Here is a 24,709-nt window from a genome sequence, read left to right as displayed (position 1 = left end):
GCGATGGCCTTGCTACAGCTGGAGCGCATCAGCGCACAGTACCCAGGCAGCCCGGAACCGGTGCTGGCGGACATTTCCCTGACCCTCGGGCCTCAGCAATTGCTGGTCGCCCTCGGCCCGTCCGGCAGTGGCAAGACTTCGCTGTTGAACCTGATTGCCGGCTTCGTCGAACCCAGCGCCGGGCGCATCACCCTCGACGGCGTGCCGGTCAAAGGCCCGAGCGCCGAACGTGGCGTGGTGTTCCAGGATGACGCCCTGCTGCCGTGGCAGGACGTGCTGGCCAACGTTGCCTTCGGTCTGGAACTGGCTGGCGTTGCCAAGGACAAACGCGAACAGCGCGCCCGCGAGATGCTTGCGCTGGTCGACCTCACAGGTTTTGAACACCGCCGTATCTGGCAGCTTTCCGGCGGCCAGAAACAGCGTGTCGGCCTGGCCCGCGCCCTCGCCGCCGACCCGCGCGTGCTGCTGATGGACGAACCCTTCGGCGCCCTTGATGCATTCACCCGCGAGCAGATGCAGGAGCTGCTGCTACAGGTCTGGCAGCGCACCGCCAAACCGGTGTTCCTGATTACCCACGACATCGAAGAAGCAGTGTTTCTCGCCACTGACCTGATTCTGTTGGCACCGAATCCTGGGCAGATCGTCGAGCGCCTGCACCTGGATTTCGGTCAGCGCTACGCCGCCGGTGAATCGGCACGGGCGATCAAATCCGACCCGCGTTTTATCGAGACCCGCGAGCACGTGCTGAGCAAAGTGTTCTCGCAACGCAGCGCCGTTCAACGGCAGGAGCGCGCATGAGCAGTTACGACGTTTCCGCCCCGGTAGCAAAAGCTTCGTCGGTGGTGATTCCGGTGCGGCGCAGCCTCAACACCCGCTGCATCAGCCTGCTGACACTGTTCGCCTTGCTGGTGATCTGGTGGGCCGTGACCGCCAGCGGTTTGATCGAACCGCTGTTCCTGCCACCACCGTCCGCCGTGCTGCAAAAAGGCTGGTTGCTCGCGACCACCGGTTACATGGATTCGACCCTGTGGCAGCACCTGGGCGCGAGCCTGAGCCGCATTGGCCTGGGCCTTGGTTTTGCGATTCTGACCGCGGTGCCGGTGGGCATCGCCATCGGTGCCAACCGTATTGCCCGTGGTGTGCTAGATCCGCTGATCGAGTTCTACCGGCCGATTCCGCCATTGGCTTATCTGCCGCTGATCGTGATCTGGTGCGGCATCGGCGAGTTGTCGAAAGTGCTGCTGATCTACCTGGCGATTTTCGCGCCGATCGCCATCGCTACCGCGACCGGCGTGCGCACCGTTGACCCGGCTAAATTGCGCGCCGCGCAGTCGCTCGGTGCCACTCGCGCACAGCTGATTCGTCATGTGATTTTGCCCAGCGCGTTGCCGGATATTCTCACAGGTGTGCGCATTGGTCTCGGCGTCGGCTGGTCGACCCTGGTCGCCGCCGAGCTGATCGCCGCCACCAGCGGCTTGGGCTTCATGGTGCAATCGGCCGCGCAGTTCCTGGTCACCGATGTGGTGGTGCTGGGGATCCTGGTGATCGCCCTGATCGCCTTCGCCATGGAAATGGGCCTGCGTGCCCTGCAGCGCAAACTGGTGCCGTGGCACGGCCAAACCCACTGAATACTTGCCATCCAAAACCTGTGGGAGCGGGCTTGCTCGCGAATGCGGTGTATCAGTCACAGAAATGTCTTCTGACACACCGCATTCGTCGGAACGCCGCCCGGAGCAAGCCCGCTCCCACCAAAAGCTCAAAACCCGAATTCCAGAGACCCACCATGAGCAGCCTGACCATCACCCCATTAAGCTCGGCCCTCGGCGCGCAGATCAGCGGCGTCGACGTCAGCCAGCCGTTGAACCCGGAACAGCGCGACGCCATCGAGCAGGCGCTGCTCAAGTATCAAGTGCTGTTTTTTCGCGACCAGCCGATCGAACCGTCGCAACAGGCGCGTTTCGCCGCGTACTTCGGCGACCTGCACATTCACCCGATCTACCCGAACGTGCCGGAGCAGCCCGAAGTGCTGATCCTCGACACCGCCGTCACCGACGTGCGCGACAACGCGATCTGGCACACCGACGTGACCTTCCTGCCGACCCCGGCGATGGGCGCGGTGCTCAGCGCCAAGCTGCTGCCCGAGTTTGGCGGCGACACCCTGTGGGCCAGCGGGATTGCCGCGTATGAAGCGCTGTCGGCACCGATGAAAAACCTGCTCGAAGGGCTGACCGCGACTCACGATTTCACCCGCTCTTTCCCGTTGGAACGTTACGGCAATACGCCGCAAGCACTGGCCCAGTGGGAAGAGGCGCGACGCAAGAACCCACCGTTGTCACACCCGGTAATCCGTACCCATCCGGTCAGTGGACGGCGCTCATTGTTCGTCAACGAAGGCTTCACCTCGAAGATCAACGAATTGTCGGACACCGAGAGCGAAGCGATTCTGAAATTCCTGTTCGCTCATGCGACCCGACCGGAATTCACCATTCGCTGGCGCTGGCAGAAGGACGATATTGCGTTCTGGGACAACCGCGTGACCCAGCATTACGCGGTGGATGATTACCGTCCGGCACGACGGGTGATGCAACGGGCTACGGTGTTGGGGGATGTGCCGTTTTTTCGCTGAGCGTTGAAGGCCAGAGCAGAATCAAAAGCCCCTCACCCTAACCCTCTCCCGGAGGGAGAGGGGACTGATTGGGGGATGCATCAGAAGTATGCCAACCTGATCAATCTGTGCTGAATCCATAATCGACCCGGTTTCTCAGGTCGATTTATGACGCAAGACACCTCGGTCGGCTCCCTCTCCCTCCGGGAGAGGGCTGGGGTGAGGGTGACTCACTCCGCCGTCGAAGGCTTCTCCCAAAGATTGATCCCGCCCTCTTGGGCAAACCGGTCGATCTCCGCCAGTTCCTCGGCACTGAAACTCAGGTTTTTCAACGCCCCGACGTTCTCGATGATCTGCTCCGGCCGGCTCGCGCCAATCAGCGCCGAGGTCACGCGTGGATCACGCAGGGTCCAGGCCAGTGCCAGTTGCGCCAGGCTCTGACCGCGACGCTTGGCGATCTCGTTCAATGCGCGAACATGCGCAATGTTGGCCTCGGACAGGTGCGAAGCCTGCAGCGAACCACCGCCCGGACGATTGACCCGCGCATCCGCCGGCACGCCGTTGAGGTATTTGTCGGTCAGCAGACCTTGCGCCAACGGCGTGAAGGCGATGACGCCAGTACCGAGTTCTTCGGTGGTGTCGAGCAGGTCTTTTTCCACCCAGCGATTGAGCAGGTTGTACGCCGGCTGATGAATCAGCAGCGGTACTTTCCATTCCTTGAGCAGCGCAGCGATCTCGCGGGTTTTCACCCCGGAGTACGACGAGATACCGATGTACAACGCCTTGCCCTGCTGCACGGCGGTGGCGAGGGCGCTGGCGGTTTCTTCCAGCGGGGTGTCCGGGTCGAAGCGGTGCGAATAGAAGATATCCACATAGTCCAGACCGAGGCGCTGCAGACTCTGATCGAGACTGGCCAGCACGTATTTGCGCGAACCGCCGCCCTGACCGTACGGGCCGGGCCACATGTCCCAACCGGCCTTGCTGGAGATGATCAGCTCGTCGCGGTAGTGCTTGAAGTCTTCGCGCAGCAGGCGACCGAAATTGATCTCGGCGCTGCCGTACGGCGGGCCGTAGTTGTTGGCCAGGTCGAAGTGGTTGATCCCCAGGTCGAACGCGGTGCGCAGCAAGGCGCGCTGGGTGTCGATCGGCGTGCTGTCGCCGAAGTTGTGCCACAGGCCCAGCGACAGCGCCGGCAGTACCAGACCACTGCGGCCGACGCGGCGGTAAGGGATGGAGTCGTAGCGGTTTTCGGCAGCGGTGTAAGTCATCGAATCCTCTCTTGTTTGATTGCCAGCAAATTGAGGGTGAATCCCAAACCTGTGGCGAGGGAGCTTGCTCCCGCTCGGTTGCGCAGCAACCGCAAACCCATCCAGCGCGCTATGCCTGTCTGAATGCGATGGCAGGTTTTGGGTCTGCTTCGCAGACCTGCGGGAGCAAGCTCCCTCGCCACAAAAGTGCTCTACACAAATTTGTTTATGGGTCGGGCCAGGCCCAGGTTTTCGCGCAAGGTTCGGCCCTCATACTCGGTTCTGAACAGCCCACGGCGCTGCAGTTCCGGGACCACGCCATCAGCGAAGTCTTCGAGTCCGCCCGGCAGGTGCGGCACCAGCACGTTGAAGCCATCCGCCGCGCCCTGCTCGAACCACTCCTGCAAGCGGTCGGCGATCTGCGCCGGCGTGCCCACCAGGCTGTAATGCCCGCGCCCACCGGCAATCCTGCGGCCCAATTCGGCGAGGGTCAGATGCTCCCGCCCTGCCAGTTCAGTCAGCAATTTCTGCCGGCTCTGCTGGCCGCTGTCGGTCAGCGGCAACGCCGGCAGCGGTCCGTCCAGCGGGTACTTCGACAAGTCGAAGTTGCCCAGCATACGCCCAAGCAACGCCACGCCAACCTCCGGTTCGACCAATTGCTGAAACGTTTCACATTTTTCCTGCGCTTCGGCTTCTGTCTGCCCGACGACGACAAACACCCCCGGCATGATTTTCAGCGAATCGGCGCTGCGCCCGTACTTGGCCAAGCGGCCCTTGAGGTCGGCGTAGAACGCCTGCGCGCCGGCCAGCGAAGTCTGCGCGGTGAACACCACTTCGGCGGTCTGCGCCGCCAATTCACGCCCGGTTTCGGACGAGCCTGCCTGCACGATCACCGGTTGTCCCTGCGGCGAACGCGCCACGTTCAGCGGGCCTTTCACCCGAAAATGCTCACCGACGTGATCCAGCACATGCAATTTCGACGGGTCGTAATACGCGCCACTGGCCTTGTCGCGGACAAAAGCATCGTCCTCCCAACTGTCCCACAGCCCGGTGACCACCTGATGAAACTCGCGGGCGCGGCTGTAGCGTTCGGCGTGGCCGATGTGCTCGTCGCGACCGAAATTCAGCGCCTCGGCGGCGTTGTCCGAGGTCACCAGATTCCACCCGGCGCGGCCACCCGACAGATGATCGAGCGAAGCGAATTTACGCGCCACGTGGTACGGCTCGTTGTAGCTGGTGGTCGCCGTGGCGATCAGGCCGATGTGCTCGGTCACCGCACTCAGGGCCGAGAGCAAGGTCAGCGGTTCGAAGTGATCCGAGCGCGCCATGCGGCTGGCGATGTCCTGGGTCGGCGCGGCCACACTGTCGGCGACGAACAGCGTGTCGAACTTCGCCGCCTCGGCAATCTGCGCCAGACGCTTGTAGTGGGCGAAATCCAACCCGGCATTCGCCGGAACCTGCGGGTGACGCCACGCGGCGACGTGGTGCCCGGTGACCATGAGAAAGGCGCCGAGTTTCAGCTGTCTGCTCATCTCAGAAATCCTTGCGCAGTTGCACGCCGAAGTAGCGCTCGTCATCCCGTGGCACGGCGCGGTAGATGTAGTTGCCGCCGCTGGCCAGCAGCGGCGAGTAGGATTTGTCGGCGAGGTTCTTGCCCAGCAGCGCCACGCGCCAGCCGTTGCTGTAATCGGCCAGCGCCACACTGGCGTTCCAGATGCCGTAGGCGCCCTGCTTGGTATCGGCGTTCTGGCTGATGTCGTACTGCACTTCGCTCTGCCAGCTGTAGTCGGTGCCGAGCTCGATATCCAGACCGTTTTCCAGCGGGATGGTGTAGTCGGCACGCACGTAGCTTTTCCAGTCCGGACTGAACGGCAACGGTTTGCCATTGACGTTGCACGAGGCCGCCGCGCCCGCCGGGCAGCTGAATTGGTCGATGCGTGCGCGGGTGTAGGCCAGCGCCCCGGAGAACTTCAGTTGCTGGGTCGCCTGCAAGGCGTAATCGAGTTCGACGCCTTCGGTGCTGACGCTGCCGGCGTTGATCAGGCGCGTCACCACTTGCCCGGCGACGGTGTCGAAAAAGTTCGCCTGATAGTTGTCGTAATCGCTATGGAACACGGCGAGGTTGGTGGTCAGCCGGTTGTTCCAACTGGTGGCCTTGATCCCCGCCTCCCAGGTGTTCGAGGTTTCCGGCTTCAGCGCTTCGGTGTCACGCGGCTGCATGTTGAAGAACACGTTGTAGGCCGGGCCTTTGTAGCCGCGCGAGTAGGTCAGGTACGTGGTGACCGCAGCGCTCAGGTCGTACTGCACGCCGAGGCGGCCGGACCAGCCGTCCTCGTCCACCGAACCGGAACTGCTGGTGGCCGGCTGGATGCCGCTGACCGTGGTCGCCGAGGTCGAGACACGACGGTGATCGTATTCCAGATCATCGTGGGTGTAGCGCAGGCCGGCGATGCCGCGGAAAGCCGAGGTGAAGTTCAGCGTGGTCTCACCGAACGCGGCGTAGCTGTCGCTGGTGGTGCTGTAGTCAGCCACGCCACGGTTGACGCTGGTCGGCGTCGTCAGGGTGCGCTGGTAGGTCTCGTCATCCTTGCCGTGCATGTAGAACAGGCCGCCGACGTATTCAAGGAACTCACCTTTTGGCGAGGCCAGGCGCAGCTCCTGCGAGTACTGATCGAAGGCCAGATCGCCCTTGTCGGCGGTGCCGGGGAACGCGGTGGTGATCGTGCTCAGCCGATCGCCGTCCTGATATTGCGTGTTGTCCCAGCCGCGCCACGCGGTGATCGACGTCAGGGTGTAATCGCCCAGTTGCCAGTCGAGCTGACCGGACAGGCCTTTGTTGGTGTCCTCGACGTGGGTGCGGGTATCGGTGTTGATATCGCGGTTGTGGTTGCTCGCATAGACCGGGCTCAGCGCGTTGGCGAAGGCCGGGGTCAACGACTTGCTGACGACGCCGTTGGGACCGTCGTCGTGGGACTGCATGTAGTCGGCGATCAGGGTGAAGGTGACGTCGTCATTCGGGGTGAATTCGAGCTTGCCGCGCACGCCGCGATGGTTGTAGCCGTTGACCTCCTGGCCGTTGTATTTGTTGTCGACGTTGCCGTCGTAGCTGCTGACCAGGGTGCTGATCGAGCCCTTCAACGTATCCGGAATCAGGCTGCCGCCAATGCCGAAGCGGGTGCGGCTTTCGTTGCCGCTGTAGTACGACTGATCGATGTAGCCGTGGGTCTCGTTGGTCGGCGCCTTGCTGGTGATGTTGAGCACACCGGCCGAGGCATTCTTGCCGAACAAGGTGCCCTGCGGGCCACGCAGCACTTCGACGCGCTCCAGATCCAGCAGGTCGAGAGTCGATTGACCGGGACGGGCGTAGACCACGCCGTCGATCACCGTGGCCACCGTTGGCTCGACGCCGGGCGAGGTGGAAATCGTGCCGACGCCACGCACGAACAACGAGGTGTCCTTGTTCGACGCACCGGTACGGAAATTCAGCGACGGCACTTGCTGGACGATGCTCCCCACGCCATTGCGGTTGTCGCGCTCCAGTTGTTCGCCGTCGATCACCGAAACCGCCACCGGCACCTTCTGCAGCGACTCTTCGCGGCGGGTGGCGGTGACCGTGACGGACTTGAGGGTCGGCTCTTGATCGCTGCTGTCAGCGGCAAAAGCATTGGTCAGCGGCAACGCCGCCAGCCCGGTAAGGATCCAGCCAGCGGCGCGAATCGATTGCGCCAGTTTGTGTGTCGCCCCAGGAATGTTGTGCATGTTTGCCCGCTCGAAATTGGCCCTGAACCGCTGCCGTTCTGCGACGACAGCGCCTGAATCGGTGTCTTGGGCATTCGCTCGAGCGAGTAGCAGACAATGCGCTTTGTTAGCGCTAACATCGCCAGTATCGGCAAGCTCGGCATAGAGCGTCCAATACTGAAAAATTACTTTTATATGCGTTTTGGTTTTTAAGAAGGATCAAGCCTTGAGCCAGGAAAAGCCCCGCAAACGCCGTGGCGCCGGACGCGTGACCCTCAATGCGGTAGCGCGCGAGGCCGGGGTGTCGGCGATTACCGTGTCGCGCTATTTCAATCAGCCGGAAACCGTCTCGCCGGAGCGCCGCGAGCGGATTGCGGCGGTGGTCGCCGAGTTGGGTTACGTGCCGAACCTGGTGGCCGGCGGGCTGGCCTCGGCGCGGGGCAAAATCGTCGGCATGGTGATGCCGAACATCTCAGGGCCGATCTTTGCCAACACCATCCAGGGCTTCAGCGACACCCTCAGCCACCACGGTTATCAACTGCTGCTGGCGTCGAGTTACTTCAGTACCGACCAGGAAGAAAACGCCGTGCGCGCATTTCTCGGCTGGTCGCCGGCGGCGCTGGTGTTGACCAGCCACTTCCACAGTTCGGGCACGGAAAAGATGATCGCCGAGGCAGACATTCCGGTGATCGAGACCTGGGATTACCAGCCGGATCGCGAGCCGATGCAGATCGGCTTCTCGCACTACGAAGTCGGCGTCACGGCTGCACAATATCTCCACGGCAAAGGCTATCGCCGCATCGCCTTCGTGCAAAACAGTGCCCCCGGCGACCTCAGCGCACTGGAACGCCGCGATGGTTACGCCGCCACCGTGCGCGAGTTCGGACTGCAGCCGTGGGTGTTCGCCCCGGACGCCGACCGCGCGCCGTTCGAAGCCGGCAAGCAAGCGATGGAAGCACTGATGAACGCTTCACCCCGCCCCGACGCCATCATCTTCGCCAACGACAACCTCGCCGCCGGCGGCCTGCTCGCCGGGCAACGCGCCGGCCTGAAGATCCCCGAAGACTGCGCCGTGCTCGGCTTCGGCGATTACCCGTTCGCCGAAATGCTCCTGCCGAGCCTGAGCACGATCAAACCACCGGCACTGGAGATCGGCGTGCTGGCGGCAACGCGGGTATTGGAAAGTCTTGGGGTGTTGCCGAGCGATGAGGTGCAGCGGCTGAATCTGTTGCAGTGCAAGGTGATTGAGCGCGAGAGCACCTGACCAAAATGGCCTAGGCTGGATTGGCTATGCTCCAAGTAACACCGAGGTGGCCCCTTCGCGAGCAAGCCCGCTCCCACAGGATTTTGGTTGTACACAGAATCTGTGAATGACCGAGATCACTGTGGGAGCGGGCTTGCCCGCGAAGGCGTCCGATCAAGCACCGCATGACCCGCAGGCACGCCTATGCACACCGCCATCATCATCTTCTTCGGCCTGGTCCTGCTCGCCCTGATGCTCTACATCGGCGAGCGCGTTGGCTTCAGCCGACAAACGTTGGCCTACAGTTTCGCCGCGCTGTGGCTGGCGTTGACGGTGATCAATGGTGCGGTGGGGGTGGTGCATGCCGGGCAGCCGCTGGGGTCGGAAATCGCGGTAGGCAGTGCAGTGTTCGGGGTGCCGATGGCGGCGATGGTGTTGTTCATGGTGCTGAGCGCCGAGTCGTGAAACGTCCCGGCGCTCAGTTGCCGATCAACGCACCAGGTGCAGGAACTGCATGTGGCGTTCGTACTGGTCGAGGATGTCGTTGATGATCTGCTCTTTGGTGTAGCCGACCAGATCGTAGTCCTGACTGCCCTCGCTCAAGTGCACTTCAGCGCGGTAATAGCGGCGGTTGTTGAGCTGCTTGGAACCCATGCCGCCCCGGGCGAACGACGGCGTGAAATAGCCGCGCATCTGCACCTGGTAGATGAACGGATGCTGCTCGCCGTGGCCGATTTCCAGGCTGATGTTGTCGTGCGCCGGATCCGGCTGGGTGACCACGTTCAGGCCCTTCTCGACGAATACCGCCGTCACTTCTTCGATCGCCGGACGCACCGTGGTGTCCATGAAGCGGTACACCTCGTCGCGCGACGGGAAGTGCACCGCCTGACTCAGACGCTGGCGCCAGCCACCCTTGCCACGCCGCGAACCGGAGACCGGTGCCAGCGAATGCAACTGCGCGATCTGCTTCTGCGATTCCAGATAGAAAGCCTTGTGCAGCCCCCACATCATAAGCAACAGAATCAGCGAGAACGGCAGCGAGGTCAGCACCACCGCTGACTTCAGCGCATCAATACTGCCGGAGAACAGCAGCGCACTGGTGATCAGCGCGGTCATCGCGCCCCAGAACACCCGCAGCCACTTAGGCCCGTCTTCATCCGGGTTGCCGCCCTTGGCCGACAGGGTCGAGAGCACCACGGTGCCGGAATCAGCGGAAGTGACGAAAAACACGAAGCTGATGAACACCGTCACCGCGATGACGGTCTTGCTCCACGGGTAGGTTTCCAGCAGCAGGTAGAGGGTCATCGACGGGTTGTCGATGGCCGACATACCCAGCGCCGACATGCCGTGGTTGAGCACCTGATCGATGGCGCTGTTGCCGAAGATCGACATCCACGCCAGAGTGAAGCCGAGCGGAATCAACAGCACGCCGAAGACGAATTCACGGATGGTCCGACCACGGGAAATCCGTGCGATGAACAGGCCCACGAACGGCGACCATGCGATCCACCAGGCCCAGTAGAACACCGTCCAGCCACCGAGCCAGTCGCTTGGTTTGTCGTAGGCGTAGAGGTCGAAACTCTTCATCGGCAACGCGCCGAGGTAATCGCCGAGGTTCTGGATCAGGGTGTTGAGCAGGTGCTGGGTAGGGCCGGCGAACAACACGAACAGCAGCAGCGCACAGGCCAGCAGCATGTTGATGTCGGACATCACCCGCACACCTTTATCCACACCCGACACGGCGACGATGATCGCCGCGCCCATCATCAGCGTGATCAGGCCGACCTGAATCCACTGGGTGTGAGCGATGCCGAACAGGTAGTCCAGACCGGAGTTGAGGTGCAGCACGCCGAAGCCCATGTCGGCACCCAGACCGAACACCGTGGCGATGATGCCGAAGCCGTCCACCGCGTAACCGATGGGGCCGTTGATGCGCTTGCCGATCAGCGGATACAGCGCCGAACGCAAGGCCAGCGGCAGGTTATGTCGGTAGGCGAAATAGGCCAGCGCCATGCCGACGAAGGCAAACACGCCCCAGCCGTGCAGGCCCCAGTGCAGAAACAGAATCTGCATCGCCTGCCGCGCCGCGTCCGCCGTGCCGGCCTCACCTTGTGGCGGCTGGAGCATATGCGTCAGCGGTTCAGAGACACAAAAGAAAAACAGCGTGATGCTGATCCCGGCGGCAAACAGCATGCCGGCCCAGGACAGGTAACTGAACTCGGGTTCGTCGTGGTCGGCACCGAGTTTGATCTTGCCGTAGCCCGATAACGCGGTGACCACCACGAAGACCAGATACAGCGTCATCGCGAGCATGTAGTACCAGCCGACCGTGTTGGCCGCCCAGTTTTGCGCTTGCAGCAGCCAGGCACCGGCCTGCTCCGGCATGGCGATGACAACCAGACCAAACAGCAGAATGACCGTCGCGGCGAAGTAGAACACCGGCGGATTCATGCGTACCAGACCGCTGGCGGGGGTAGACGATGCACTCATGAAACGTGCACCTCGAGGGGTTGAAACGTGGCTGAAATGATCGGACTCAGCAAAGGCAAGCCTCCTGTTGTGAGCGGGCAGCGAACCACCGGTTTAACTTGAATGAACGTTCAAGTTAAACATGGATAGGGCGCTAAGGACTAATCGCAGGGCCAGGCGGTAGTTTTCCTACAGTAGCCCAAGGAGGGGTATGACGCGGGTTTGAGGGGATTCGTTCAATGGAGAATTGGCTGAATGCCATCAACCTGAATTGATGGGCAAATTGTGGCGAGGGAGCTTGCTCCCGCTGGACTGCGCAGCAGTCCCAATCCGGCGTCAGTCGCAATTGGGAGTCCTGCGGCCTCCAGCGGGAGCAAGCTCCCTCGCCACAAACGAACTGGAAATCTTACTTCTGCGTGCCGTCATCATGCTGCAGATTGGCCTGCGTCAGGTTGCTCCCCGCCGGCACGCTGCGCGTCAGCCAGACGTTACCGCCAATGGTCGAACCCTGGCCGATGGTGATCCGCCCGAGAATCGTCGCCCCGGCATAAATCACCACGTCGTCCTCGACAATCGGGTGCCGTGGATGGCCCTTCTGCAACTGCCCGTCTTCATCCGCCGGGAAACGCTTGGCCCCGAGGGTCACAGCCTGATAGATCCGCACCCGCTCGCCGATGATCGCGGTCTCGCCGATCACCACACCGGTACCGTGGTCGATGAAGAAACTGCGGCCGATCTGCGCACCCGGATGGATATCGATACCGGTGGCCGAGTGCGCAATCTCCGCGCTGATCCGCGCCAGCAACGGCAGCCCGGCGCGATACAAATGGTGCGCCAGACGATGGTGAATCACCGCCAGAATCCCCGGATAGCAGAGCAGCACTTCATCGACGCTGCGCGCTGCCGGATCACCGTGATAGGCGGCCAGCACGTCGGTGTCGAGCAGGCTGCGCAGGCCCGGCAAGGCCAGCGCGAAATCCTGAATGATGCGGATCGCCTGAGCTTCGACGTCAGCGTCACCTTGAGCGCTGTGCCGGGCGACATAACGCAACTCCAGCCGCGCTTGCCCCAGCAACGCATTCAGGGCTGCATCGAGGGTATGCCCGACATAGAAGTCCTCACTCTCCTCACGCAGGTCCACCGGCCCCAGCCGCATCGGGAACAACGCACCACACAGCGCCTCGAGAATCTCGGCCATCGCGGCGCGAGACGGTAACTCACGGCCACCCTGCTCGCCGCTGGCCCGGCCATTCTGGGTACGCCACTGATCCCGCGCGGTACGCAGTTGGCTGACGATGGTCTGCAATTGCCAATGGCTGGAACGCTCGCTCACGGTAAAGACTCCTCACGGGCGGCCGGACGGTCGGGCCGCGTCAACGGCGACTACTTTACGGCATGCCAACGAAGGCGAATTAAGAACCGATAGTGCTGGGTTAAGCACATTTGGCTATAAGCGATTCACGGTTGCCCCGGTAAAACGGCGTGCCTATAGTCCTGTCATCTTTCTCCGCCAGTACGGGCTCATGATCAAACAACAGCTGGATCGCTTTAACCGTCTCGACCTGCTCGGCCAACCCACGCCGCTGGAAAAACTCGAACGCCTGTCCGCCTGGCTGGGCCGCGATGTGTACATCAAACGCGATGACCTGACGCCGCTGGCCATGGGCGGCAACAAGCTGCGCAAACTCGAATACCTCGCCGCCGATGCCCTCGCTCAGGGCGCCGACACGCTGATCACCGCCGGCGCCCTGCAATCGAACCACGTGCGCCAGACCGCCGCGCTGGCGGCCAAACTCGGCCTGGGTTGCGTGGCGCTGCTGGAAAATCCGCTGGGCACCGACGACAGCAACTACACCGGCAACGGCAACCGCCTGCTGCTGGATCTGTTCGACACCAAGGTCGAGCTGGTGGACAACCTCGACAACGCCGACGAACAACTCGCCGCCCTCGCCGTGCGCCTGCGCAGCAATGGCAAGAAGCCGTATCTGGTGCCGATCGGTGGCTCGAATGCTCTCGGTGCATTGGGCTACGTGCGTGCCGGTCTGGAACTGGCCGAGCAGATCAAGGACACCGGCCTCGATTTCGCCGCCGTGGTGCTGGCCTCGGGCAGCGCCGGAACCCACAGCGGTCTGGCATTGGCCTTGAGCGAAGCACTGCCGAAATTGCCAGTGATCGGCGTGACCGTATCGCGCACTGAGGAAGATCAGCGACCAAAAGTGCAGGGTCTGGCCGAACGCACGGCAGACCTGCTGGGCGTGAAATTGCCGGAGAGCTTCAAGGTCGAGTTGTGGGACGAATACTTCGGCCCGCGTTACGGCGAGCCGAATGCCGGGACACTGGCGGCGGTGAAACTGTTGGCCAGTCAGGACGCGGTGCTGCTCGACCCGGTGTACACCGGCAAGGCCATGGCCGGGTTGCTCGACGGGATCGGCCGCCAGCGTTTCGACGATGGCCCGATCATCTTCCTGCACACCGGTGGGGCGCCGGCGTTGTTTGCCTACAAGGACGCTTTGAGCGGTTGAAGCGCCTTTGTGGCGAGGGAGCTTGCTCCCGCTGGGGCGCGCAGCGCCCCCAAACTTGCTTCCCCATTTTCAGTTGAACACTGGCGGAAGGTATTGCGACTGCTGCGCAGTCGGGCGGGAGCAAGCTCCCTCGCCACAGGTAGATGCCACATATTCCATATACGAATATCAAATTAGATATTAAGTATTTTCAAGTCTAAAGCAGACATCTTATAGTCTCGCCGCAGGCGAATTTCGGGCAAGACGCATAAGCTGCTTTAGGGCACGATAACGCAGTCGTTCAAATCCCGAATTCGCCAACTTTCCTTAAGCGTCTTCCATAAGAAAACACAGGGGCTTGTCATGAATTTTTCCGCACTACGTCGCAATCTGCTGGTAGGTTCGCTGGGCCTTGCACTGAGCGCCGGCCTGATCGGCCAGGCAACCGCCGGTGAGCAACTGCAACAGATCAAGGACAAGGGCGTTATCAACGTCGGCCTGGAAGGCACTTACCCACCGTTCAGCTTCGTTGACGCCGACGGCAAGCTGTCCGGTTTCGAAGTCGAGCTTTCCGAAGCCCTGGCGAAAAAGCTGGACGTCAAAGCCAAGATTCAGCCGACCAAGTGGGACGGCATTCTCGCAGCGCTGGAATCCAAGCGTCTGGACATCGTGGTCAACCAGGTGACTATCTCCGACGAGCGCAAGAAGAAGTATGACTTCTCCGAGCCGTACACCATTTCCGGGATTCAGGCGCTGGTGCTGAAGAGCAAGGAAGCCGCGCTGAACATCAAGACTGCTGCCGACCTGTCCGGCAAGAAAGTCGGTGTCGGCCTGGGCACCAACTACGAACAATGGGTCCGCGCCAATGTGCCGGGCGCTGACGTGCGTACCTACGATGATGATCCGACCAAGTTCGCCGACCTGAACAACGGCCGCACCGACGCCATCCTGATCGACCGTCTGGCTGCGCTTGAATACGCCAAGAAAGCCCCGAAAACCGTGGCTGCCGGTCAAGCGTTCTCCCGTCAGGAATCCGGTATCGCCCTGCGCAAAGGCGAGCCTGAGCTGCTGGCTGCGGTGAACAAGGCTCTCGATGAGCTGCGTGCCGACGGTACCCTGGCGAAGATCTCGGAAAAATACTTCCAAGCTGACGTCACCAAATAATGGAAGAAGCTTTCCAACTCGCACTGGACTCTGCGCCCTTTCTGCTCAAGGGCGCGTACTACACGGTCATCCTCAGTCTGGGCGGCATGTTCTTCGGCTTGCTGCTGGGCTTCGGCCTGGCCTTGATGCGCCTGTCGCGCTTCAAACTGGTGAGCTGGATTGCCCGCATCTACGTGTCGTTCTTTCGCGGCACGCCGTTGCTGGTGCAACTGTTCGTGATCTATTACGGCTTGCCGCAATTGGGTCTGGAACTGGATCCGCTCCCGGCGGCGCTGATCGGCTTCTCGCTGAACATGGCCGCCTACGCCTGTGAAATCCTGCGGGCCGCGATCGGTTCGATCGAGCGTGGTCAGTGGGAAGCCGCTGCGAGCATCGGCATGACCCGTGCACAAACCCTGCGCCGGGCCATCCTGCCGCAAGCGATGCGCACGGCGCTGCCGCCGCTGGGCAACAGCTTCATTTCGCTGGTCAAGGACACGGCACTGGCCGCCACCATTCAGGTGCCGGAACTGTTCCGCCAGGCGCAACTGATTACCGCCCGGACTTTCGAAGTCTTCACCATGTATCTTGCCGCCGCACTGATCTACTGGATTCTGGCCACGGTGCTGTCGCACCTGCAGAACAAGTTGGAAGAGCGGGCCAATCGGCACGACCAGGAGTCCTGACCCCATGATTGTCGTGGAAAAACTGACAAAGCAGTTCAAGGGTCAAGAGGTGCTCAAAGGCATCGATCTTGAGGTGAAGGAAGGCGAGGTCGTGGCCATCATCGGCCCCAGCGGTTCGGGTAAAACCACGTTCCTGCGCTGCCTGAACTTCCTTGAACAACCCACCAGCGGCCGGATCAAGGTCGGCGATATCGAAATCGATACCAGCCGCCCGTTGAGCCAGCAGCAGAGTCTGGTGCGCAACCTGCGCCAGCACGTGGGTTTCGTGTTCCAGAACTTCAACCTGTTCCCCCACCGCACCGCACTGGAAAACGTCATCGAAGGGCCGATCGTGGTCAAGAAGATGCCGCGCGAGCAAGCCGTTGCCCTGGGCATGAAGCTGCTGGCCAAGGTCGGTCTGGCCGGCAAGGAAGATGCGTATCCGCGTCGTCTGTCCGGCGGTCAGCAACAGCGCGTGGCGATTGCCCGGGCGCTGGCGATGGAGCCGGAAGTGATCCTGTTCGACGAGCCGACCTCGGCCCTCGACCCGGAACTGGTGGGCGAAGTGCTGGCGACCATTCGCGGTCTCGCTGAAGAAAAACGCACCATGGTCATCGTCACCCACGAAATGGGTTTCGCCCGCGACGTGGCCAACCGTGTGGTGTTTTTCGACAAGGGCGTGATCGTCGAGCAAGGCGAAGCCAAGGCGTTGTTTGCCAACCCGAAAGAAGAGCGCACCCAACAGTTTCTCAGCAAGTTTCTGAATCACGCCTGAGAGCATCATTGTTTTGCATCATTAACTTCCATGGATGGAAGTTATACTTCCCCCGATTTGAAAAAAACATCTAAACCGCTCCAACCTTAAACCTGTCAAAACAATTCATATATGTTCTGCAACAGATACAACTAATCTGATGCGCGCTTGCGCGCCTGTGAAATGAACTGGATGAGCCCGCACAAAAATCGCAAAAACTCGCGAAAAACCGTAGTTCCATTCGCAATCAACGCTAGGCAGCATGCCTCATCAGCGTAGGAAGCTTCTGATTAATCCGTAATTCATGGATTAACTAAGGCGCTCTATTGACACTCTTTCCCGCACGCTCTTATCTAGTCGCCAACCGGCACCCATTAGTTGAATCAATCCGTACTCAGCCCGAACAAAAGTTCATGGCTGCATTACCGATTCATCACGCCTTTTGTTTTTTCAAGAAACGGACTTCGCCGCAAGACTTCAAGGAGAGAACCCGATGACCCGCACTTCGCCTACCCCCGAACTGGCAGCGCCGAACCTCGCATCCGCGCAGAAAAACGCCATCAACCTGGCCGCTGCCGCGCACTTGCTGATTGATGTCATGCCCTACCCCGGCATGGACGTCGGCGATCTGATCGAACTGTTCTGGAACAACTGTTACGTCGCCTCGCGGGTCCTGACCAGTGAAGACTTTGGCGCAACGGTCAGCCTGCGGGTGCCGGAGAGTTTCATCGCCAGTGGCACCGCGCGGATTCATTATCGGGTGATGCAGATCGGCCAGGGACCGGCGCTGTCGGCGGCAACCCGAGTGCAGGTCAAGCTCGACTGCCCCGGCGGCCAGCCTTCGCCGTTGTGCGGTGATGAAAATCAGCAACTCGCGCCAGTCACGTTTCCCGACACCATCCGCCGTCAGGGCGTGAACCCCAATCAGATCAAACGCGGTGTGCCCCTGACCATCGAACCCTACCTGAACATGGCCGAGGATGACGCAATCACCTTGCGCTGGGGCGACGTGCGAATGGACCTGGCACCGATCACCGCCGCCGATATCGGCCTGCCGATTCAGGTCTGGGTGCCACCGGCGGTGATCGTCGAGGGAGGTGAGGATCTGCGCCTGGACGTGACCTATTGCGTCCTCGACTGGGTGGGCAACAACTCACGCTGGGCACCACCACGAACGCTGAAGATCGGCTGTATGAACCCTTATCTGAAGGTGCCGCTGCGCCAGGAGCTGAAGACCGCTGAATCGCGCCAAGAAGAACGCTGAACCTTGTGGCGAGGGAGCTTGCTCCCGCTGGGGTGCGAAGCGCCCCCAGACCTGCGCACCGCGTTCATTCAAATGAAAGGTGGGATCAGGTTTCGCGACTGCTGCGCAGCCGAACGGGACGGTGCGAGGATTCGACAAGCGTCCTTGCCACAGACTCCAGTCACCGAAACAAAGTTGTTAACCAACCCGACCACCACCCCTTCTATACATATTCCTAAAAGTTAGTTTATTTAATATTTATACACGCTTAGGGTATATGAACCGGACCACCGGACATTCTTTCGTTCGCCGCACTTTTGCGGCGTTTTTCATGAGATGTGAGGTAGGTAGTATGGTCCGGAACACAATCACCCCAGTGCAGATCGCCAGGGCATTGCGTGCAGCCAAGGAGCGGCATTGATGTCCAGTCTGGCCGATGCAAACGTCCAGTCTGATCTGGACATCGCCCCACTGTTGTTGCCCGCGCAGGTCTTGCGCAACGACGCCCAAGCCATCAAGGCTGCCCACGAACTGGCGCAGGTTGCCCGTGTGCAGGCCGCCAAGCGCGACCGCCAGCGCAAGCTGCCATGGTCGGAAATCGAACAGTTCACCCGCAGCGGTCTGGGCAGCATTGCGATCCCGCGCGAATACGGTGGCCCACAAGTTTCATTCGTCACCCTGGCCGAGGTATTCGCGATCATTTCCGCAGCCGACCCGGCGCTGGGACAGATCCCGCAGAACCAGTTCGGCATCATCAACCTGGTACTCGGCAGCGCCACCGAGGCGCAGAAAAAGCAGCTGTTCCAGAGTGTTCTGGAAGGCTGGCGCATCGGCAATGCCGGCCCTGAGCGCGGCACCAAAAATACTCTGGAATTGAAAGCCCGCATCACCGCCGACGGCGATGACTACGTGATCAACGGCCAGAAGTTCTATTCCACCGGCGCGCTGTTCGCGCACTGGGTGGCGGTCAAGGCGCTCAATGACGACGGCAAGCAAGTGTTGGCCTTCGTCCGCCGTGGCACCCCGGGTCTGCGCATCGTTGATGACTGGTCGGGCTTCGGTCAGCGCACCACCGCCAGCGGCACGATTCTGCTGAATAACGTGCGCGTCGAGTCGAGCCTGGTCGTCGACAACTGGAAGATCAACGAGAAGCCGAATACCCAAGGCGCCGTGTCGCAGCTGATTCAGGCGGCCATCGACGCCGGCATCGCCCGTGGCGCGATCGACGACGCCATCGAATTCGTCAAAACCCGCGCGCGGCCATGGATCGACGCCAAGGTCGAACGCGCCAGCGATGACCTCTACGTGATCGCCGACATCGGCAAACTGAAAATCGAACTGCACGCCGCTGAAGCGTTGCTGCGCAAGGCCGGGCACGTGCTGGATCAGGTGCACGCTGCACCGCTCACCGCCGAGTCCGCCGCCCGCGCTTCAATTGCGGTGGCAGAAGCCAAAGTGCTGACTACAGAGATTTCCTTGCTCGCCAGCGAGAAGCTTTTCGAACTGGCCGGCAGCCGCGCCACCCTCGCCGAATTCAACCTCGACCGTCACTGGCGCAACGCCCGGGTGCACACCCTCCACGACCCGGTGCGCTGGAAGTATCACGCGGTCGGCGCCTATCGCCTGAACGGTACTTTGCCGGCTCGCCATTCCTGGATTTAACGACCGCACACTTTTGACCAGATCTCTGGAGAAACACATGACTTATTCTCATCACGTCGCGGTCATCACCAGCGATGAGCAAGCCCTGATCGTCGCCAGCGACCTGGCCGAAGATTTCAAACGCGACAGTGCCGTGCGCGACCGTGAACGCCGCCTGCCACTGCCGGAACTCGACGTGTTTTCCCGCTCCGGCCTCTGGGGCATCAGCGTGCCCAAGGAATACGGCGGCGCCGGTGTGTCCAACGTGACCCTGGCCAAAGTCATCGCCCTGATCGCTCAGGCCGACGGCTCCCTCGGACAGATTCCGCAGAACCATTTCTACGCCCTCGAAGTGCTGCGCGTTAACGGCAGCCACGAGCAGAAGCAACGGCTGTACGCCGAGGTGCTGGCCGGTCAACGTTTCGGCAACGCCCTGGCGGAACTGGGCACCAAAACCGCTCACGACCGCGTCACCAGCCTCAAGCGTGACGGCGACGGCTATCGCATCAACGGTCGCAAGTTTTATGCGACCGGCGCGATCTACGCGCAGCGCATCCCGACTTCCGTCGTCGATGAAAACGGCGTGCAGCAACTGGCTTTCGTCCCGCGTGACAGCCAAGGCCTGACGGTGATCGACGACTGGAGCGGCTTCGGCCAGCGCACCACCGGCAGCGGTTCGGTGGTGTTCGAAGACGTCTATGTCGCTGCCGAGGACGTGATCCCGTTCCAGAGCGCTTTCGAGCGCCCGACCACGGTCGGCCCGCTGGCGCAGATTCTTCACGCCGCCATCGATACCGGCATCGCCCGCGCTGCTTATGAAGATGCCCTGCACTTCGTGCGCAGCAAGACCCGGCCGTGGATCGACTCCGGCAACGACAAGGCCACCGAAGACCCGCTGACCCTGAAGAGTTTCGGCCACTTGAGCATTCGTCTGCACGCCACCGAAGCGCTGCTTGAGCGCTCTGGCGAATTCCTCGACAAGGCCCAGGCCGAGACCAACGCCGAAACCGTCGCCGCCGCGTCGATTGCCGTCGCCGAAGCACGGGCGATCAGCACTGAAATCTCGCTCGCCGCCGGCAGCACCCTGTTCGAACTGGCAGGCAGTCAGGCGACCCTGATCGAACACGGCCTCGACCGCCACTGGCGCAACGCCCGGGTGCACACCCTGCACGACCCGGTGCGCTGGAAGTATCACGCGGTGGGCAATTACTACCTCAACGATGAAAACCCTCCGCTGCGAGGGACGATCTGATGAGCACCGCGAAAAAGAAGATCCTGCTCAACGCGTTCAACATGAACTGCATCGGCCACATCAACCACGGGTTGTGGACGCATCCACGCGATACCTCGACGCGCTACAACACGCTCGAATACTGGACCGAACTGGCGCAGTTGCTGGAGCGCGGCTTGTTCGACGGGCTGTTCATCGCCGACATCGTCGGCGTGTATGACGTCTACCAGAACTCGGTGGACGTCACGCTCAAAGAGTCGATCCAGTTGCCGGTCAACGACCCGCTGCTGCTGGTGTCGGCGATGGCCGCCGTGACGAAAAACCTCGGCTTCGGCCTGACCGCCAACCTCACCTACGAACCGCCCTATCTGTTCGCCCGTCGCATGTCGTCGCTCGACCACCTGAGCCGCGGTCGGGTCGGCTGGAACATCGTCACCGGTTACCTCGACAGCGCCGCCAAAGCCATGGGCCTGCGCGAACAGGTCGAGCATGACCGTCGTTACGATCAGGCCGACGAATACCTCGAAGTGCTCTACAAACTCTGGGAAGGCAGTTGGGAAAACGGCGCGGTGCTTAATGACCGTGAGCAGCGCATCTATGCGCAGCCGGAGAAGGTGCACAAGGTCGAACACCACGGCGAGTTCTATCAGGTCGAGGGTTATCACCTCTGCGAGCCGTCGCCGCAGCGCACACCCGTGCTGTTCCAGGCTGGCAGTTCCGATCGTGGTTTGCTGTTCGCCGGGCGTCACGCCGAGTGCGTGTTCATCAGCGGCCAGAACAAGCCATCGACCAAAGTGCAGGTAGACAAGGTCCGCGCCAGCGCCGTCGAAGCCGGACGCAATCCCGAGGACATCAAGGTGTTCATGGGCCTCAACGTGATCGTCGGCGCGACCGAAGAAGCCGCGTGGGCCAAGCACGCCGAGTACCTGAGTTATGCCAGCGCCGAGGCTGGCGTCGCGCATTTCTCAGCCTCCACCGGCATCGACTTTTCCCAGTACGAAATCGACGAACCGATCCAGTACGTCAAGAGCAATGCCATCCAGTCCGCGACCAAGAACCTGCAGAACAACGACTGGACCCGGCGCAAATTGCTCGAGCAACACGCCCTCGGTGGCCGCTACATCACCGTGGTCGGCTCGCCTGAGCAAGTGGCGGATGAACTGGAATCGTGGATCGCTGAAACGGGACTCGACGGCTTCAACCTGACGCGCATCGTGACCCCGGAAAGCTATGTCGATTTCATTGAGCTGGTGATTCCGGAGCTGCAACGGCGCGGGTCGTACAAGACCGCGTATGACAACGGCAGCTTGCGCGAGAAGTTATTCCGCGGTGAAGCGCATTTGCCTGAGCAACACACCGGTTCTTCGTACCGCCGCTAAAAGCATCGCGAGCAGGCTCACTCCTACAGGGGAACGCATTCCAAATGTAGGAGTGAGCCTGCTCGCGATGAGGCCCGACCAGACACCACAAAATTCATGCACTGACTGGAAACCACACCATGACCCAGAAATTCCTGTCCCACCCAGTCAAAGCACTGGCCCTGGCCTTCGGCCTGTTCAGCTCGGCGGTGTTCGCTGCCGACGCTCCACTGAAAATCGGCACCACCGCCGCCTTCGCCATTCCGCTGGAAGCCGCCGTCGAAGAGGCCTCCAAGCAAGGCCTGAAAGTCGAGCTGGTGGAGTTCACCGACTGGATCGCACCGAACGTCAGCCTCGCCGCCGGCGACATCGACGTGAACTACTTCCAGCACATCCCGTTCCTCGAAAATGCCAAGGCTGCCGCCGGTTTTGACCTGGTGCCGTTCGCCCCGGGGATCATCAACAACGTCGGCCTCTATTCGAAAAAATACAAAAGCTTCGACGAGTTGCCTGAAGGCGCCAGCGTCGCCATCGCCAACGACCCGATCAACAGCGGTCGCGGTCTGCAACTGCTGGCCAAGGCCGGTCTGATCACCCTGAAACCGGGGGTCGGCTACAAGGCCACCGAGGACGACATCGTCGCCAACCCGAAGAAGATCAAGATCCTGCAAGTCGAAGCCGTGCAACTGGTGCGCGCCTACGATGACGCCGATCTGGTCCAGGGCTACCCGGCCTACATCCGTCTGGCGAAGACTTTTGACGCCGGCTCCGCGTTGCTGTTCGACGGTCTCGACCACAAGGAATACGTGATTCAGTTCGTGATCCAGCCCAAAAGCAAGGACGACCCGCGCCTGATCAAATTCGTCGACATCTATCAGCACTCGCCGGCCGTTCGCGCCGCGCTGGATAAGGCCCACGGCAAGCTGTATCAGGCCGGTTGGGAAAGCTGAGCATGACCGCCGCGATCCAACGGCGACTGGATATTCCAGAGCCCAAAAATGCTGAAAAAACCGAACTGCATCCCGAGCTGAATCGCGCCCACGTGCGCTTCATCGGCCTGGGTAAAACCTACGAGGGGCGGCAAGGCCCGGTCGCGGCCCTGCAAGGCATCGATCTGGCGATCCAGCGCGGCGAGGTGTTCGGCATCATCGGTCGCAGCGGCGCCGGCAAGTCGTCGCTGATTCGCACCATCAATCGTCTGGAACAACCGACCGCGGGGCGGGTGCTGATCGATCAGGTCGACATCGGCGAGTTCGACGAAGACCGTCTGGTCGCCCTGCGCCGGCGCATCGGCATGATCTTCCAGCACTTCAACCTGATGTCGGCCAAGACCGTGTGGCAGAACGTCGAGCTGCCGCTGAAAGTCGCGGGCGTGCCGAAGGCGCAACGCGAGCAGAAGGTGCGTGAACTGCTCGAACTGGTCGGCCTGCAAGCCAAGCACAAGGCCTACCCGGCGCAGCTGTCCGGCGGGCAGAAGCAGCGCGTCGGCATCGCCCGCGCATTGGTGCATGACCCGGACATTCTGCTCTGCGACGAGGCCACTTCAGCGCTTGATCCCGAGACCACTCAGTCGATCCTCGGCCTGCTGCGCGAGATCAATCAGCGCCTGGGCCTGACGATTGTTTTGATCACGCACGAAATGGCGGTGATCCGCGAAATCTGCGACCGCGTGGTGGTACTGGAACACGGACGGATCGTCGAGCAGGGCCCCGTCTGGGAGGTGTTCGGCAATCCGCAGCACGAGGTCAGCCAGACCTTGCTCGCGCCGCTGCAACACGCCTTGCCGGAAGAACTGCAAAGCCGTCTGCATGCCCAGCCGCCCTCCCCGGGCGCAGCGGTGGTGCTGCGTTTGCAGTTCACTGGCAGTGCCGGCGACGAGCCGGATCTGGCAGCCCTGTTCGCCGCCCTCGGTGGTCGGGTGAAGTTGCTGCAGGGCGGCGTCGAACGGATTCAGGGGCACGCGCTGGGACAACTGTTGTTGGCGGTCAGCGGCTCACCCTTGAGCGCCGAACAATTGCGCGAGCGCGCCGCGCAGTGGGCACAACGGGTGGAGGTATCGGGTTATGTGGTTTGATCGTTTGCTCCAGGGTTTCATCGACACCTTCCTGATGGTCGGCGTGTCGTCGCTGATCGCCTTGCTGGTGGGGATCCCGATGGCGGTGATTCTGGTCACCAGCGACAAGGGCGGGATCTATGAAGCGCCCGTACTCAACAAAGCGTTGGGCGCGTTCGTCAACCTGTTCCGCTCGATCCCGTTTCTGATTCTGATGGTCGCGCTGATTCCGTTCACCCGGCTGATTGTCGGCACCACGTACGGTGTGTGGGCGGCGGTGGTGCCGCTGACGATTGCCGCGACGCCGTTCTTTGCGCGGATTGCCGAAGTGAGTTTGCGTGAGGTCGATCACGGTTTGATCGAGGCGGCGCAGGCCATGGGCTGCCGACGCTGGCACATCGTCTGGCATGTGCTGTTGCCTGAAGCGCTGCCGGGGATTGTTGGCGGGTTCACGATTACGCTGGTGACGATGATCAACTCGTCGGCCATGGCCGGGGCGATTGGTGCCGGCGGCCTCGGCGACATCGCTTATCGCTACGGCTATCAGCGCTTTGACAGCCAGATCATGCTGACGGTGATTGTGTTGCTGGTGGCGTTGGTGGCGGTGATTCAGTTGGGTGGGGATCGTCTGGCGCGGGGCCTGAACAAGCGCTGATTTCAGCAGGGCTCATTCGACGCTTTTGAAACCGCTTTCGCGAGCAGGCTCGCTCCCACATTTGGAATGCGTTCGCCTGTGGGAGCGAGCCTGCTCGCGAATGGCTGCGCAGCAGCCCCAGACCTGATGGCGTATATTCGGCAAATCCTCATTGCCCGCGCAG

The 24,709-nt window shown here is 61.5% G+C and carries 21 protein-coding genes; 16 read left to right on the top strand and 5 right to left on the bottom strand.

Annotation, left to right across the window (positions count from 1 at the left end):
- The first annotated feature begins 3 nt into the window (after positions 1 to 3).
- From tauB to tauD, 3 genes are all read left to right on the top strand, one after another.
- Positions 4 to 798 (top strand): taurine ABC transporter ATP-binding subunit, encoded by a 795-nt coding sequence (gene tauB / locus NTD85_RS24685; protein WP_103485314.1) that lies wholly within the window; start codon positions 4 to 6, stop codon positions 796 to 798.
- Positions 795 to 1,628: a taurine ABC transporter permease TauC gene (gene tauC, locus NTD85_RS24680; protein ID WP_262143451.1), complete on the top strand. Its 834-nt coding sequence runs from the start codon at positions 795 to 797 to the stop codon at positions 1,626 to 1,628. Before tauB ends, tauC begins: the two co-directional genes overlap by 4 nt.
- Before the next feature lie 155 nt (positions 1,629 to 1,783).
- Entirely contained in the window at positions 1,784 to 2,626 is an 843-nt protein-coding gene (gene tauD / locus NTD85_RS24675) for a taurine dioxygenase (RefSeq protein WP_262143450.1), read from the top strand.
- Between the two features lie 209 nt (positions 2,627 to 2,835).
- Here the strand turns inward: tauD and mgrA are convergent, their stop codons facing one another.
- The 3 genes from mgrA to NTD85_RS24660 all read right to left on the bottom strand — a co-directional run bounded on the left by mgrA (position 2,836) and on the right by NTD85_RS24660 (position 7,611).
- Complete coding sequence (gene mgrA / locus NTD85_RS24670; RefSeq protein WP_003220623.1) at positions 2,836 to 3,873, bottom strand: L-glyceraldehyde 3-phosphate reductase; 1,038 nt, start codon at positions 3,871 to 3,873, stop codon at positions 2,836 to 2,838.
- A 191-nt stretch (positions 3,874 to 4,064) separates the two neighbouring features.
- Positions 4,065 to 5,384: an LLM class flavin-dependent oxidoreductase gene (locus tag NTD85_RS24665; RefSeq protein WP_262143449.1), complete on the bottom strand. Its 1,320-nt coding sequence runs from the start codon at positions 5,382 to 5,384 to the stop codon at positions 4,065 to 4,067.
- Position 5,385: 1 nt separating this feature from the next.
- Positions 5,386 to 7,611, bottom strand: a complete 2,226-nt coding sequence (locus tag NTD85_RS24660) for a TonB-dependent receptor (protein WP_262143448.1) — start codon at positions 7,609 to 7,611, stop codon at positions 5,386 to 5,388.
- A gap of 205 nt (positions 7,612 to 7,816) precedes the next feature.
- Between NTD85_RS24660 and NTD85_RS24655 the strand changes: the two genes are divergently transcribed.
- Complete coding sequence (locus tag NTD85_RS24655; protein WP_262143447.1) at positions 7,817 to 8,854, top strand: LacI family DNA-binding transcriptional regulator; 1,038 nt, start codon at positions 7,817 to 7,819, stop codon at positions 8,852 to 8,854.
- 183 nt (positions 8,855 to 9,037) lie between these two features.
- Complete coding sequence (locus tag NTD85_RS24650; RefSeq protein ID WP_003220613.1) at positions 9,038 to 9,298, top strand: hypothetical protein; 261 nt, start codon at positions 9,038 to 9,040, stop codon at positions 9,296 to 9,298.
- Positions 9,299 to 9,322: 24 nt separating this feature from the next.
- Here NTD85_RS24650 and betT read toward each other — a convergent pair whose 3' ends face one another.
- Together betT and epsC are read right to left on the bottom strand one after the other, a co-directional pair.
- The gene (betT, locus tag NTD85_RS24645) at positions 9,323 to 11,284 is read right to left on the bottom strand and encodes a choline transporter BetT (RefSeq protein WP_262143499.1); all 1,962 of its coding nucleotides are present in this window, start codon (positions 11,282 to 11,284) and stop codon (positions 9,323 to 9,325) included.
- A gap of 424 nt (positions 11,285 to 11,708) precedes the next feature.
- Positions 11,709 to 12,635 (bottom strand): serine O-acetyltransferase EpsC, encoded by a 927-nt coding sequence (gene epsC / locus NTD85_RS24640; RefSeq protein WP_003220610.1) that lies wholly within the window; start codon positions 12,633 to 12,635, stop codon positions 11,709 to 11,711.
- Between the two features lie 190 nt (positions 12,636 to 12,825).
- On the opposite strand from epsC, the gene NTD85_RS24635 reads away from it, so the two are divergent.
- The 11 genes from NTD85_RS24635 to NTD85_RS24585 all read left to right on the top strand — a co-directional run bounded on the left by NTD85_RS24635 (position 12,826) and on the right by NTD85_RS24585 (position 24,546).
- A complete protein-coding gene (locus NTD85_RS24635; protein ID WP_262143446.1) occupies positions 12,826 to 13,824 on the top strand; it encodes a D-cysteine desulfhydrase in 999 nt (332 codons plus the stop codon).
- A 342-nt stretch (positions 13,825 to 14,166) separates the two neighbouring features.
- On the top strand, positions 14,167 to 14,967 hold the full coding sequence (tcyJ, locus tag NTD85_RS24630) for a cystine ABC transporter substrate-binding protein (protein ID WP_262143445.1): 801 nt from the start codon (positions 14,167 to 14,169) through the stop codon (positions 14,965 to 14,967).
- Positions 14,967 to 15,632 (top strand): cystine ABC transporter permease, encoded by a 666-nt coding sequence (gene tcyL / locus NTD85_RS24625; protein WP_003220607.1) that lies wholly within the window; start codon positions 14,967 to 14,969, stop codon positions 15,630 to 15,632. The genes tcyJ and tcyL overlap by 1 nt, the downstream gene beginning before the upstream one ends.
- 4 nt (positions 15,633 to 15,636) lie before the next feature.
- Positions 15,637 to 16,386 carry an L-cystine ABC transporter ATP-binding protein TcyN gene (gene tcyN, locus NTD85_RS24620; protein ID WP_003220606.1) on the top strand — a complete coding sequence of 250 codons (750 nt, stop codon included), beginning with the start codon at positions 15,637 to 15,639 and terminating at the stop codon, positions 16,384 to 16,386.
- Between the two features lie 472 nt (positions 16,387 to 16,858).
- Positions 16,859 to 17,629, top strand: a complete 771-nt coding sequence (locus tag NTD85_RS24615) for a hypothetical protein (protein ID WP_262143444.1) — start codon at positions 16,859 to 16,861, stop codon at positions 17,627 to 17,629.
- A gap of 399 nt (positions 17,630 to 18,028) precedes the next feature.
- The gene (locus NTD85_RS24610) at positions 18,029 to 19,270 is read left to right on the top strand and encodes an SfnB family sulfur acquisition oxidoreductase (RefSeq protein ID WP_262143443.1); all 1,242 of its coding nucleotides are present in this window, start codon (positions 18,029 to 18,031) and stop codon (positions 19,268 to 19,270) included.
- Between the two features lie 37 nt (positions 19,271 to 19,307).
- A complete protein-coding gene (locus tag NTD85_RS24605) occupies positions 19,308 to 20,501 on the top strand; it encodes an SfnB family sulfur acquisition oxidoreductase (RefSeq protein WP_003220603.1) in 1,194 nt (397 codons plus the stop codon).
- On the top strand, positions 20,501 to 21,859 hold the full coding sequence (locus NTD85_RS24600; RefSeq protein ID WP_201136069.1) for an LLM class flavin-dependent oxidoreductase: 1,359 nt from the start codon (positions 20,501 to 20,503) through the stop codon (positions 21,857 to 21,859). Before NTD85_RS24605 ends, NTD85_RS24600 begins: the two co-directional genes overlap by 1 nt.
- Positions 21,860 to 21,978: 119 nt before the next feature.
- A complete protein-coding gene (locus NTD85_RS24595; RefSeq protein ID WP_262143442.1) occupies positions 21,979 to 22,788 on the top strand; it encodes a MetQ/NlpA family ABC transporter substrate-binding protein in 810 nt (269 codons plus the stop codon).
- Between the two features lie 2 nt (positions 22,789 to 22,790).
- Positions 22,791 to 23,912: a methionine ABC transporter ATP-binding protein gene (locus NTD85_RS24590; RefSeq protein ID WP_262143441.1), complete on the top strand. Its 1,122-nt coding sequence runs from the start codon at positions 22,791 to 22,793 to the stop codon at positions 23,910 to 23,912.
- Complete coding sequence (locus NTD85_RS24585) at positions 23,902 to 24,546, top strand: methionine ABC transporter permease (protein WP_003220597.1); 645 nt, start codon at positions 23,902 to 23,904, stop codon at positions 24,544 to 24,546. Before NTD85_RS24590 ends, NTD85_RS24585 begins: the two co-directional genes overlap by 11 nt.
- The last annotated feature ends 163 nt before the right edge of the window (positions 24,547 to 24,709 follow it).

This window comes from Pseudomonas sp. 13B_3.2_Bac1 (assembly GCF_025466205.1).
Classification (GTDB): Bacteria; Pseudomonadota; Gammaproteobacteria; order Pseudomonadales; family Pseudomonadaceae; genus Aquipseudomonas; species Aquipseudomonas fluorescens_H.
Note: the sequence above shows the minus strand (reverse complement) of the source record. Positions and strands in the feature narration are given on the sequence as shown.

Bases quoted from the DNA above. Each gene is read 5' to 3' on its own strand.
- NTD85_RS24605 (WP_003220603.1), top strand. From the start codon at position 19,308: ATGACTTATTCTCATCACGTCGCGGTCATCACCAGCGATGAGCAAGCC.
- NTD85_RS24615 (WP_262143444.1), top strand. From the start codon at position 16,859: ATGACCCGCACTTCGCCTACCCCCGAACTGGCAGCGCCGAACCTCGCA.
- NTD85_RS24595 (WP_262143442.1), top strand. From the start codon at position 21,979: ATGACCCAGAAATTCCTGTCCCACCCAGTCAAAGCACTGGCCCTGGCC.
- tauC (WP_262143451.1), top strand. From the start codon at position 795: ATGAGCAGTTACGACGTTTCCGCCCCGGTAGCAAAAGCTTCGTCGGTG.
- tcyJ (WP_262143445.1), top strand. From the start codon at position 14,167: ATGAATTTTTCCGCACTACGTCGCAATCTGCTGGTAGGTTCGCTGGGC.
- tauB (WP_103485314.1), top strand. From the start codon at position 4: ATGGCCTTGCTACAGCTGGAGCGCATCAGCGCACAGTACCCAGGCAGC.
- NTD85_RS24665 (WP_262143449.1), bottom strand. From the start codon at position 5,384: ATGAGCAGACAGCTGAAACTCGGCGCCTTTCTCATGGTCACCGGGCAC.
- tauD (WP_262143450.1), top strand. From the start codon at position 1,784: ATGAGCAGCCTGACCATCACCCCATTAAGCTCGGCCCTCGGCGCGCAG.
- NTD85_RS24585 (WP_003220597.1), top strand. From the start codon at position 23,902: ATGTGGTTTGATCGTTTGCTCCAGGGTTTCATCGACACCTTCCTGATG.
- mgrA (WP_003220623.1), bottom strand. From the start codon at position 3,873: ATGACTTACACCGCTGCCGAAAACCGCTACGACTCCATCCCTTACCGC.
- betT (WP_262143499.1), bottom strand. From the start codon at position 11,284: ATGAATCCGCCGGTGTTCTACTTCGCCGCGACGGTCATTCTGCTGTTT.
- NTD85_RS24660 (WP_262143448.1), bottom strand. From the start codon at position 7,611: ATGCACAACATTCCTGGGGCGACACACAAACTGGCGCAATCGATTCGC.
- NTD85_RS24590 (WP_262143441.1), top strand. From the start codon at position 22,791: ATGACCGCCGCGATCCAACGGCGACTGGATATTCCAGAGCCCAAAAAT.
- NTD85_RS24600 (WP_201136069.1), top strand. From the start codon at position 20,501: ATGAGCACCGCGAAAAAGAAGATCCTGCTCAACGCGTTCAACATGAAC.
- NTD85_RS24635 (WP_262143446.1), top strand. From the start codon at position 12,826: ATGATCAAACAACAGCTGGATCGCTTTAACCGTCTCGACCTGCTCGGC.
- tcyL (WP_003220607.1), top strand. From the start codon at position 14,967: ATGGAAGAAGCTTTCCAACTCGCACTGGACTCTGCGCCCTTTCTGCTC.
- NTD85_RS24610 (WP_262143443.1), top strand. From the start codon at position 18,029: ATGTCCAGTCTGGCCGATGCAAACGTCCAGTCTGATCTGGACATCGCC.
- tcyN (WP_003220606.1), top strand. From the start codon at position 15,637: ATGATTGTCGTGGAAAAACTGACAAAGCAGTTCAAGGGTCAAGAGGTG.
- NTD85_RS24650 (WP_003220613.1), top strand. From the start codon at position 9,038: ATGCACACCGCCATCATCATCTTCTTCGGCCTGGTCCTGCTCGCCCTG.